At 62.9% G+C, this 11,193-nt stretch carries 9 protein-coding genes; all 9 read right to left on the reverse strand.

The window, feature by feature from the left end; genetic code table 11:
- Positions 1-13: 13 nt before the first annotated feature.
- Positions 14-1,015 (reverse strand): serine/threonine-protein kinase, encoded by a 1,002-nt coding sequence (locus tag AAEZ10_RS06025; protein WP_122748278.1) that lies wholly within the window; start codon positions 1,013-1,015, stop codon positions 14-16.
- Positions 1,012-1,740, reverse strand: a complete 729-nt coding sequence (locus tag AAEZ10_RS06030) for a PP2C family protein-serine/threonine phosphatase (RefSeq protein ID WP_122748277.1) — start codon at positions 1,738-1,740, stop codon at positions 1,012-1,014. Before AAEZ10_RS06030 ends, AAEZ10_RS06025 begins: the two co-directional genes overlap by 4 nt.
- A complete protein-coding gene (gene tssM, locus AAEZ10_RS06035; protein ID WP_016772512.1) occupies positions 1,740-5,279 on the reverse strand; it encodes a type VI secretion system membrane subunit TssM in 3,540 nt (1,179 codons plus the stop codon). Before tssM ends, AAEZ10_RS06030 begins: the two co-directional genes overlap by 1 nt.
- Before the next feature lie 14 nt (positions 5,280-5,293).
- Entirely contained in the window at positions 5,294-6,169 is an 876-nt protein-coding gene (gene icmH / locus AAEZ10_RS06040; protein WP_016772511.1) for a type IVB secretion system protein IcmH/DotU, read from the reverse strand.
- Between the two features lie 5 nt (positions 6,170-6,174).
- Complete coding sequence (gene tssK / locus AAEZ10_RS06045; protein ID WP_016772510.1) at positions 6,175-7,506, reverse strand: type VI secretion system baseplate subunit TssK; 1,332 nt, start codon at positions 7,504-7,506, stop codon at positions 6,175-6,177.
- A gap of 2 nt (positions 7,507-7,508) precedes the next feature.
- Positions 7,509-8,009, reverse strand: coding sequence for a type VI secretion system lipoprotein TssJ (gene tssJ / locus AAEZ10_RS06050; RefSeq protein ID WP_016772509.1), 501 nt, complete (start codon positions 8,007-8,009; stop codon positions 7,509-7,511).
- Positions 8,010-8,014: 5 nt separating this feature from the next.
- Positions 8,015-9,211 (reverse strand): type VI secretion system-associated FHA domain protein TagH, encoded by a 1,197-nt coding sequence (gene tagH, locus AAEZ10_RS06055; protein ID WP_073470894.1) that lies wholly within the window; start codon positions 9,209-9,211, stop codon positions 8,015-8,017.
- An 18-nt stretch (positions 9,212-9,229) separates the two neighbouring features.
- Complete coding sequence (locus tag AAEZ10_RS06060) at positions 9,230-9,370, reverse strand: hypothetical protein (protein ID WP_003229566.1); 141 nt, start codon at positions 9,368-9,370, stop codon at positions 9,230-9,232.
- Between the two features lie 297 nt (positions 9,371-9,667).
- Entirely contained in the window at positions 9,668-11,188 is a 1,521-nt protein-coding gene (locus AAEZ10_RS06065; RefSeq protein WP_280038424.1) for a sigma-54 interaction domain-containing protein, read from the reverse strand.
- Positions 11,189-11,193 lie beyond the last annotated feature (5 nt).

An 11,193-nucleotide genomic window follows, 5' to 3' on the forward strand; every position in this document is an offset into this window, starting at 1 on the left:
CGAATGTCATCCGTTACGCCCGAAGTCGCAGACGTTGCAGCCAGGACGAAGTGGCGCCCAAGGCGTCACGCAATTGTTGGGCAGTGATGGTGCGTTCTGCCGGGTTGAAGCTCAGCGCGGTTCGCAGCGCTTGCCAGCCGTGCTGGGGTAGATTCGCTGGGGCGCGCAGTTCGCGCTCCAGATGCTCGTCGCGGGCCTGGGTCGAGGGCAAGCGGCGGAACGGGTGTTTGCCGCCCGCCAGTTCATAGATCACGCAGGCCACGCCGTACACGTCCGCGCTGGCCGACAACGGTTGGCCCTCAAGCAGTTCGGGGGCGGCGTAGCCCGGGGTCCAGGCGTTGAAACGCTCGCGGCTCAGGTGCGGCAGCCCGGGCAAGGTGCCCTCCTCTGCCTGTCCCAGACCGAAGTCGAAAAGGCGCAGGCCGTCTTCACTGAGCATGACGTTGCTCGGTTTCAGGTCACCGTGCAGCACGCCGCGACCGTGGGCGTAGGCCAACGTGTCGAGCAGCGCCAGGACGATGTCGCGCAGTTCTTGCCACGGCAGGCCGAGGGGCCGCTCGCAGAGCAATTTGTCCAGGGTCAGGCCACGCATGTATTCCATGGTGATGAAGGCCCGCTGGCAGTCGGTGTCGACTTCAAAGGTGTGTGCACGCACGACGTTGTCGTGGCGCAGGCGTCGGGTCAGGGCGAACTCGCTGTAGAGCAAGGCACTGGCGTCCGGCGATTCGGCAAATTCTTCGCTGAGGATTTTCAGCGCAATGTAAGGGTCGGGATCGCCGAACTGCTCATGCAGCAGATCCCGCGCCCGGTAAACGGCGCCCATGCCACCGGCCCCGAGCAGACGCTCGAGGTGGTAGCGACCGGCGAGTACATCTGGCAGCGCACCGATGCTGGCCTTGGTCGGCGCCAGCAACGGTTCGGCCTTGTTGCCCTTGGCGAAGGCGAAGTAGGTCAGGTTGCTGGCCTGTTCTTCGCTGATCAGCAGGTCATCGATGGGCGATTCGAGTTCACTCATTGGCGGATCACCACGGCAGTCAGGTTGTCCCGCGCAGCGCCTCGCAGGGCGCCGTCGAACAAACGTTCCAGCGCCACGTGCGGCGCGCTGAGGCTGAGGGCATTGCCGAGGGCGTCGCTGCTCAGGCCCTGATACAAACCATCGCTGCAGAGCAAGAACACATCGCCCGGATAGACCTCGAGTTCAAGCACATCCAGGGTCAGTGTGTCGGCGGCGCCGACGGCTCGGGTGAGTGCCTGAGCCGCCGGGTGCGCTGCTGCCTGTTGGACGCTCATTTGCTGCTCGTCGATCAGCTGCTGTTGCAGCGAATGGTCCTTGGACAGCTGATACAACCGCTGCCCGCGCCACATATAGCAACGGCTGTCGCCGGCCCAGATGCAGGCCGCGCGATTGCCTTCCACCAGCAGCGCGACGACGGTGCTGCCCATGATGCTGTCGTGACGCCCGGCAGTGACGGTCAACTCCTGGCCCAAGCGCCGGTTCAGCCAGTGCAGGCACTGGCGGATGGCTTTGAGGCGTTCGTCGAAGTCCTCGTGTTGCGGCAACTCAGCCAGGCTGGCGACGATCAACTGGCTGGCGATGTCACCACCCTGATGACCGCCCATGCCGTCCGCGACCACCCACAGCCCATGCTGCGGCGAGTCGAGGAAGGCATCTTCGTTGCGCGCCCGCACCTTGCCCGGGTCGGTACGCGCCGCGCTGCGCCAGGGACTGGCCACCAGCATCAGAGCTGCACCGGCATACGGAAGGTGCGCAGTACGCCCATGTCGAACGGGTTCGGCGTGCGCTGGCTGGTCAGCAGGTAGTTGGCGCGCAGGCCGCCCACGTCGGCTTTCAGTACCAGCACGTCACGACCGTTCAGGTACTCGGTCTGCATCAGATCGAACAGACGGAACAGCGACCATGGGCCGGAGTTCTTCTCGATACCGATCGGACGCCCGGCCATCTTGTCCATGACCAGACTGGTGCGACCGTCTTCAGCATCGGTCGGCCACTTGAAGGTCATTGGCAGGATCGGGCCGTGACGGTATTCCATGGTCTTGTCGCCGAACTTGAATTCGGAGCGGCTGACCGCCGGATCGAGGGTGTACGGCTCAAGCTTGAACTGCACGGTCGGCTCGGCCGGGTTGATCGAGAAGAAGCTCTGGCGAATGGTCTGCGCGGCGGCCATCTGATCGAGGTAGACCTTCGATACCGGCAGGCTGTGGCCGTCGACGCTGCGCATGCGGTAGTTGCCCGGATCGCCGCTGACGAACGGCCGCATGTAGCTGTCGAAGAAGCGATCGACAGTACCTTGAGCACGGAAGAACTCGCGGAAGTCGCTGATCGCTACGTCGCTGGTGCTGCTGGCACTGAACGGATAGCGCTTGCTGATGGTTTTGCCATACACGCTGTACAGCTCGTTCTGATAACGGCCATTCAGGTATTGATAGGCATCGTTGAGCACCAGACGCCACGAGTCTTCGGCCAGCACGTTGAACCACACGCTCAGCGGACGCGGCAGACGACCGGAGGCATTGCGCAGGTTGGTCAGCGCATCACGCTGGCCGCTCATGCGCGTCTTGGCCATCTCGAACGCGGCTTGCTCCGGCGTGCTGGAACGGGCCAGGCCGGCCAGTTGCAGTTGCAGGTCGTTGAGCGCGCTGAACGCTGGCGTCAGGTCAGCACCCGGGCCGTTGTTGTCATCGAGCAGACGATGCAGCGGTTCGAAGCGGCGTTGCAGGGATTTCTTCGCGGTGTCCGGCAGGTTCTTCGCCACGTTCAGCGCCGAAGCCTTGTCGGCGGCAGCCGCGGCGAGTTTGCCGACCTTGCCCAGTTTGCCTTTCTGTCCGGCCAGCGCATCGGCGGCTTCGCCGGCTTCATCGACCGGATCAGCCGCGGCTTCGAAGCGAGTGTTTTCACGTACTTCGGTGAGCAATGCGAGTACCGGCGAGTTGGCCGAAGTCAGGCCCGCCAGTTGCTCGGCGCCTTCGCCGGCGTCGCTGATCGGTGGCAATGCGACCTGGCCAACGGCTTCGCTCCAGTAATTGGCGTAGTCGCGGAAGTACAGCTGCTCGAGCTCGACCATCAGGCGACGCAAGTCCATGTCGCTGATGCCCGCGCCTTCGCCCAGCACCCAGTTGTCACGCAGGATGTCGGTGACCAGCGCCGCGCCCTGCACCGAGAAATACTGCTGATAACCCTGTTGGGTGTAGAAACCCGGGATCACGTATTCAGTGCCGATGAACAGCGAGCCTTGTGGGCCGAGGTGTTGGCTGAAGCGATAGTCCGGCAGGTTGCGCGCCTGCTCGCGGAGCATGCGGTAAACCACGTTGGCCAGCGATTCGCTGCGCAGGACCTGACGCGCCTGCGTCACCAACTGATCGTTCAGCGGGTAGATGAACGGCTGCTTGAGCAAACGCTCGAGGTGCGTGTTCAGTCCATTCTGCACCGCGGTGTTGCCGGTGTAGCGCTGCGACCAGTCAGTGGCGACCCAGTCCTTGAGCCACGCCGCGTCGCGACGATCCTTCATGTTCAGCATCAGGTACGCGCGCAAGCTGTTGAGCAGGCGATCGCGGTCCTTCATGTTGGCGCGGATCTGCCCTTCGAGCATGGTCGCCACCCGTGGCAGCAACTGCGCTTCAAGCTCACGCTCGTAGGCGGTTTTCACCACCGGGTTGATCTCTTCGCCCTGATACAGACCGCCACGTTCGTGGTACGAGACGTCGCCCTTGCTCGGGAACACCTGGGTCGCGGCGTAGCTGGTGTCGAGCACTTTCAGCACGCCCATGGCGTCATCACGCGGCGTGACGGCCGAGCGTTGCTGAGTCCAGTTCTGCGCCAGTGTGCGCAAGTTTTCCAGACGCTCGTAGTTGGCCGAGAAACCACCGGCCCAGAGCATGCCGAACAGTGCCAGTGCCGCCAGCGCCCCGACGTACAGCGCACGCTGGCCCCAATGAATGCGGCTGCGCTCGCGCTTGTCCAGACCGGCCAGATCGGCTTCGGGGAAAATCACTTGGCTGAGCAAGTGGTGGATGAAGCGCGAACGACCGCTGCGCAGAGTCGGCAGCACGCCGGCGTTCATGCCCAGGCTGGCGCCGATGCCGGCGGTGGTCGAATCCATTTCCTGGGTCAGGTGTGGCGCGCTGGTCAGGTAGAAACCGCGCAGTTGCGTGGCACGCTGATAACGGTTGCCGGTGAACGCCATGTCGACGAACAGGCACAGGCGCTCGCCGATCTGCCCGAGCTGATGCGGGAAGTCGAGGATGCGGCCACGGCGCTGAGTGTCGCGCTCGGAGTGCATGCGCATGATCACTTGGCTGTTCAGGCGGCGCAGCAGCTCTTCGAACTCGTTGCGCAGAACCGTGACGTCGGTGCCGACCTGATCCTTGCGGAAACTGGTGCCGAGCACTTGATCGCTTTCTTCGCGGGTCAGTTGATCGAAGAACTCGTCGAAGCCGAGCAGCTTGTCAGCCTTGCTCAGGACCAGATACACCGGCACATCGACGTGGAGTTTCTGATGCACGTCCTGCAAACGGCTGCGCACCTGGCGCGCGAGGGTCTCGATGTCCTGCTCGCTGCCGCCGGTGAGGGTTTCCACCGGAATGGTCACCAGCACGCCGTTCAACGGACGGCCGCGACGACGCTTGCGCAGCAGTTCCAGCAGGGTGGTCCAGGCGTTGCCGTCGACTTCGGCGTCCGGTTGAGTGGTGTAGCGCCCGGCGGTGTCGATCAGTACACCGTGATCGGCGAAATACCAGTCGCAATGACGGGTGCCGAGGGTGTCGCGGGTCAGCTTGCGGTCGATCTTGTTGATCGGAAATTCCAGACCGGAAAAATCCAGCAGGCTGGTTTTACCCGAGGCCTGCGGACCGATCAGCAGGTACCACGGCAAGTCACTGCGCCAGCGCTCGCTGCGACCGCGATACAGGCTCGACGTCTTCAGGGTTTTCAGCGCGTCCTTGAACCGCGCCTTCAACTCTTTCTGTTCTTCGTCGATCAGCTCTTCGCGGCGGATACGGTCCTGGCCGTCCTCGCTTTCCTCCTCGGCTTTCTTGCGGATACCGGCGCGCCAGCTGACGAAGACCATGGTCAGGCCCCAGATCAGGAACAGCACGCTGATGGTCAGCAGGCGCGAGGTCGCGCTTTCCCAGAACTTGTAATCATCGACCGCCAACAACGGGCCGACGAACCACACCAGCAGCGCCACGAACAGCACCAGCAGCAGAGTCCAGACCCAGGTCTGGCGCAGGAAGGCGCCGACTTTCTTGAAAAACTTTTTCATCACACGTCCCTGTTTTACGGCTGCGCCTGCGGTTGCACCGCGGCTGGATCAAGCGGCTGATAAGGATGCAGAACGGTGTCGCGTTGTTCGCTCAGGACCCAGGCGAAGCCCGAATACATCACCACCAGGCAGACCAGAGTAAAGAGCACCACCATCCACGCCGGCACGATGCGCACCAGGTTGCGGCGCTGATCGTTGAGGCCTTCCCAGTGCGGCGACAACTCGCGCGGCACGTCGCCACGCAACTGACGGATCTGCCGGTACAAGGCGTCGCGGATGCCTTCAAGCTCAAGCATGCCGCGCGCCTGGACGCGGTACTTGCCCTCGAAACCGAGGGACAGGCACAGGTACATCAGTTCGAGCATCGGCAGGTGCTTGACCGGGTTTTTCGACAGCCGATCGAGCAGCTGGAAAAACTTCTCGCCGCCGAAGGTTTCGTTGTGGAAGCTGCTCAGCAGGCTCATCTGCGACCACTCGCTTTCGTTGCCCCACGGCGTGGTCACGACGGCTTCGTCGACCACGGTGCAGAGCACGTAACGCGCGGCCATCACCTGGCTGCTTTCGGCGCCGTTGTGCAGGGCGCGCACTTCGAACAACTTCAGCCCGGCGGTCAGCCGCTCATTGAGCGCGTACAGGTCTTCACGGGTTTCGCTGTGCTTGAGGCGCACCACTTCCGAGAGCAGATCGGACGAGGCCGCGACCAGCGAGTTGAGGCTGATGTTGAACGCCTCGGCCGGACGCAGGCGCGCGGCGTAGATCATGCGTTCTTCCAGTTGCTCGAAACGCGGCGGCGCGGCGAAGTCGGTCAGCGGACTCGATGCCGGTCCGTGGCCCTGACGGTCGAGCAGGACGGTTTTGTCGTCCTGGTTGTAATCCGTTTCCTTGATCATGTCGGTCAGTTCCTGATGGCCCAGAATTTCAGTTCAAGCTCGGCGAATTCGCCGGACACGTGGAACGCGAAACCGCCGGAGCGCTCGAGTTGTGCCAGGTCTTCGGAACTGAGTTCGAGGATGAAATAGGTTTTGTTCGAGTGGAACGCGATCTGCCGTGGGGCCACCGGCAACGGTTTGACCTTGATCCCCGGCAAGTGCAGATTGACCAGTTGGCGGATGCGCTCCACCGGGCCGACCTTGAGGTGCTGCGGCAAACGCTGACGCAGTTCTTCGGAGTCGCAGTTGGCACTGGCTGCCAGCACGAACGAGGCCGAGCCGAGCAGTTTGTGATCGTGCAACGGCGAGACGATGATGCCGTACTGACGCGCCTGCAGGATCAGTTCGATGGCGTGCTGTTCGAGCACCATCGACAGCACCTGACGGATCGCTTCCATCAGTTTGCGGAAGCTCGCGCCCTGATCGGCGTGGGAGTAACGGCTGTCCAGACGCGGGCGTTTGCTCTCGCCGGAGAAGGTCGCCAGATCGCCGAGCATGGTCAGCAGCGTGCGATACAACTCTTCCGGATGCACCTGCTCAAGACCCAGGTAATGGCGCAGCAGCAGTTCGGTACGGTTGATCAGTTGCAGCATCATGAAGTCGCCGACTTCAGCGCCGCCGACCTTGCCATTGGAGCGAATCCGCTCGGCAATCGTGTCGCCACGGTGGCTGAGCATGCTGATGACTTCTTTCAGGCACGACAGCAAGTAGCTGGAGGCGTGGGCCTGAATGTAGGTCGGGACGAAATCCGGGTCGAGGCTGATCACGCCGTCGGGCGTGGTATCGAGCACGTCGCAGATTTTCAGCTTCACGTAGGCCTGATCGCTCTGCTGCTCGCCGAGCAACAGTTTGAAGTCCGGACGACCGCAGCTGACCTGGCTGGCGGAATCATCGCCGGCGTTGGAGTCGGCGACTTCGGCGTCATACGCGGTGTAGCGCGCGAGCACGTCGGATTGCTCCGGGCGCCGGGCCTCGATGTGGTTGCCAGTGACCAGCGGCAGCGCCAGATAGATCGGCGTGTTGCCGGTGTTCGGCGGCACGTCCAGCGCCAGCGGCTCAGTGTTGCCACCAAGTTCGAACAGGCTGCCGTCCGGCAGAATCCCCGAGGCTTCACTGATCACCAGTTTGCCCATGTTGAGGAACTGCAAGTCGATTTCCAGATTGAGAAAACCCCAGGTGTAGCCACCGAGCAATTGCGTGCGGGTTTTCATCTGGTGATCGTAATAACGATCGTTGTGCTGGAAGTGCTGCGGTCGCAGCAGCATGCCTTCCTGCCAAATGACTTTATGGGTGTTCATGATCAGTCATCCGCCTTGGCGAGCACTTGTTGGGTATTGCGGATACCGGCCTGATCGAGGGTCAGATCAGCCTCGGTGAGTTCCAGCGGAGTGATCTGCACGGTGTGGCGCCATTGGGTATCCGGCAGGTCGCGATAGGCAGCGAGGATGCCCACGTAACGGCTGCCCTCCTCCACGCTGAGTTTCAGTTCCACGGTTTCACCCGGGCGCAGTTCGAGTTCTTCGCTGGCCACCAGATCCGGATTGAGGGATTCCTTGGCGCGCTCGTAGAGGCTGAAGAAATCAGCGTTCTCGAAGGTCACCGGGTGCTTGAGTTCGAACAGGCGCACGACGATCGGCGACGGCCGCCCGTTGAGGTCCGGGTTGAGCTGATCGCTGCCGGTCAGTTTCAGATTGATCTTGGTCACTTTCGAGTACGGCGACAGCGACGAGCAACCGGCGAGCAGCACCAGCACGGTGAGCGCAGTCAGCGTCTTGAAAAAAGCGGTCGAGCGGCGAGACATGCGCATCATCCTTGGTGGTCGGTGTGGAGGGTGGAGATCAGGCGGATCTGTTCTTCGTAGGCCTGGGCAAAGTCGCGGGCCAGCAGACGCTCGCTCCAGTCATCGTCCTGACGCAGTGCCTGGTGATAGCGGCCGAACGCTCTCCAGCGCCCACCCGATGTTGCAATCAATGGCTTGCTGTCGCGCTCGAAACGCAGGGTCAGCTGCTCTGGCGAGAAGTGCTCCAGCGTGCCACGCACAGCGGCGCGACTGGCGGTCAGCAAAGCCACTTGGTGCGCCTGCAAATCACGGAATGCACGTGAGATCGCCTGCTCGGCCGGCAGGTGTCCAGGCTTGCTTGGCTGCAACAGAATCTGCAGTGCTTCGCTCGGATCGACGGCGAATTTCAGCGGGTTCTTGTTGGTGCCCTGCACGGTGGTCTGCGCCAGACGCAGTTCGTTTTTCAGCTCGGAGCGGGTACGCAGGCTTTGCTGCAAACCGCCGATGCTCTGGCGCAGCAGCCGCGCAGCGTTCAGCGCCAGCGCTTCGCGTTCGTCGTGGCTGAGGCCTTTGACGTCGACGCCGAGCGCCGCGCCGAAGTGCTCCCAGAAACCTTCGCTCTGACGCTCGACAGCTTTCGGCGCAGGCGCCGGCTCAGGTTCGACCGGGGCGGCAATCAGCTCCGGGACCATCAGGCTTTCCATGTCGATGCGCGCATAGTCGGCACGTTGACGGGAGTCTTCCGGCTTGGCGCTGGGCGACAGCAGTTCGTCGATTTCCGAGTACACGCGCTCTTGCTGTTCGAGGGCGTTGAGCGGGTCGAGGTCGAGGAACGCGTCGTCCGGAATGATGCTGCCAGCGGCACGCGGGCGGCCGACTTCGCCGTCGAAGGTGGCCGGGTCGCGAACCAGCCGCGCACGGATCTCGAAGTCGCCGAGAATGTAGGTGCTGCCGTGCTCGATACGCACCGGCTCGCCCTTGTGCAGGCGCGCGCCGCTGCTGCCGTCCTGGACACCGTTGCTGCTGGTATCGGTAAGGAAGAACGAGCCCTCGCGGTAGCTGACAATCGCGTGGTGATTGGACAGGTGCCGCTTGCGGTCAGGGATGATCCAGTCGCAGTCCTCGCCGCGCCCGATCACGCCACCGGCCTGTTTGAAGGTCCGCTGGCACAGCTCGGTGGGCACGAACTGCTTGGTGTTCAGCATTTCGAAAACCAATTCCATGTTTGATGCTCCTTGCGGTCACTTGCCGCGATTGACCGCTTGCGGATCACCCAACGGGCGATAGTCGTTGTCGTTGAATTTGTAATTGCCGCTACAGCCGCCAAGGCCGCATAGAACGACGAGGGTCAGCAGGACAGCGTGCCAGTGACGAACAGACATCAGAGGGTCTCCAGGTGTAGACAAAGCACAAAGCGCCGACCCTTGCGGGCGGCGCTGAAATAAGTTTTTGAGGTGGGCTCGAAGCCTCTAGATCGGGGCCTTACACCATAGCCTGGAGGTACAGCGACCTCCCGTGGCGAGGGGACTTGTCCCCCTTGGGGTGCGCAGCGCCCCCATAACCTGCCAGCGCGATTTCTCAGTGAAACCGTATGTACCGGACTGCGACCGCTGCGCAGCCGGACGGGGATAAATCCCCTCGCCACAGGGTATGTGTTGGGTTCGAAGAAGTGCTGTAGGTCAACCATCAAAGTCACCCAAATTGATATTCAGGCGCCCGAGGCGGTACAGCAGCGTGCGCCGTGGCAGGCCCAGTTCGCGGGCGGCGAGGGTCTGGTTGCCGTCGTTCTTGCGCAGGCAATCGAGCAGCAATGTGCGCTCGACCTGCTCCAGGCGTTCGCGCAGATTCAGGCCGCTGTTGTCTTCCGGCATCGCTTCCAGGCGCAGGGAAAAATGCTCGGCGAGCAACTCGCCGCCCTCGCAGAGCAACACCGCGCGCTCGACCAGTGCCTTGAGTTCGCGAACGTTGCCGGGGAAGGTGTAGCCGCACAGATGCTCCAGCGCCGAATCCGACCAGCGCACCGGATCACGCTGCAAAAACGTGCAGGTCTTCTCGGCGAAATGCCGGGCCAGATCGAGGATGTCGCCTTCGCGCTGACGCAGGGCCGGCAGTTCGATCGGGAACTGCGCGAGGCGGTAGTACAAGTCCTCGCGGAACTTGCCTTCGCTGACCAGCGCCGCCAGATCACGGTGCGTTGCGGCGATGATGCGCACGTCGATCTTGTGCGTGTCGTTGGAACCCAGCGGACGAATCTCGCCTTCCTGCAACACGCGCAGAATCTTCGCTTGCAGCGACAACGGCATGTCGCCGATTTCATCGAGCAGCAATGTGCCGCCATTGGCCGCGTCGAACAGCCCGGCACGATCGCGATCGGCGCCGGTGAAGGCGCCTTTGCGGTAGCCGAACAGTTCGCTTTCCAGCAGGTTTTCCGGGAACGCCGCGCAGTTCTGCACGATGAAGGCCTGGGAGCGACGCGGGCCGCAATCGTGGATCGCCCGCGCCACCACCTCCTTGCCGGTGCCGGTCTCGCCACGCAACAGCACGGTGTACGGGCTGTGGAGGATCTTGCTGATCAGCGAATAGGTCTGGCGCATCGCCGCGCTTTTGCCGATCAGGCCGTAGCCGCTGATGCTCGGCACACTGCGAGTGGCGGTGGCCGATTCGGCGGCTGGCTGACGCAGGCGTTGCAGCAGATGCAGTTGGCCGAGCACGAACGAGCCGAGCTGGCCAAGGGAGTCGGCGAAACCCTGCAAGTCAGTGCGACGACGACTGGCACACAGCAACAAGCCCTCAACCGACTTGTGCTGATTGACCAGCGGCACGCACAACAGCGACTGCCACGGCGTGCTCGTCGCCGGCAGAAAACTGGTTTCGTGCAGGCTGCCGGTCAGGTCATCGAGGCACACCACGCGGTTCTGGCACAGGGCGAATTGCAGCAGTTGCTCACCGTTGTAATCCGCCGGCAGGCTCGCCGCCTGACGCGGTTGCAGCGCGCCGTCGAGGCACTCGGCGTTCATCCCCAGGCAGGTGTGGGTGGCGTCGAGCAGATACAGCTGCGTCAGTTCACAGCCACTCAGCTCGGCCAGGCCACGGACGAATTCACTCAGCAGCGCAGCACTGTCCGCCGCCCGCGACAGACTGGCGAACTGCGCCAGCAACGCTTCGGCATAGACCAGTGGCTGCGGCACTTGAGTGAACATCACGC

This window comes from Pseudomonas sp. H26/SER47-MNA-CIBAN-0231, assembly GCF_040310465.1.
GTDB lineage: Bacteria > Pseudomonadota > Gammaproteobacteria > Pseudomonadales > Pseudomonadaceae > Aquipseudomonas > Aquipseudomonas atacamensis.

Bases quoted from the DNA above. Each gene is read 5' to 3' on its own strand.
- AAEZ10_RS06030 (WP_122748277.1), bottom strand. From the start codon at position 1,740: ATGCTGGTGGCCAGTCCCTGGCGCAGCGCGGCGCGTACCGACCCGGGC.
- tssJ (WP_016772509.1), bottom strand. From the start codon at position 8,009: ATGTCTCGCCGCTCGACCGCTTTTTTCAAGACGCTGACTGCGCTCACC.
- icmH (WP_016772511.1), bottom strand. From the start codon at position 6,169: ATGATCAAGGAAACGGATTACAACCAGGACGACAAAACCGTCCTGCTC.
- tssK (WP_016772510.1), bottom strand. From the start codon at position 7,506: ATGAACACCCATAAAGTCATTTGGCAGGAAGGCATGCTGCTGCGACCG.
- tssM (WP_016772512.1), bottom strand. From the start codon at position 5,279: ATGAAAAAGTTTTTCAAGAAAGTCGGCGCCTTCCTGCGCCAGACCTGG.
- tagH (WP_073470894.1), bottom strand. From the start codon at position 9,211: ATGGAATTGGTTTTCGAAATGCTGAACACCAAGCAGTTCGTGCCCACC.
- AAEZ10_RS06060 (WP_003229566.1), bottom strand. From the start codon at position 9,370: ATGTCTGTTCGTCACTGGCACGCTGTCCTGCTGACCCTCGTCGTTCTA.
- AAEZ10_RS06025 (WP_122748278.1), bottom strand. From the start codon at position 1,015: ATGAGTGAACTCGAATCGCCCATCGATGACCTGCTGATCAGCGAAGAA.
- AAEZ10_RS06065 (WP_280038424.1), bottom strand. From the start codon at position 11,188: ATGTTCACTCAAGTGCCGCAGCCACTGGTCTATGCCGAAGCGTTGCTG.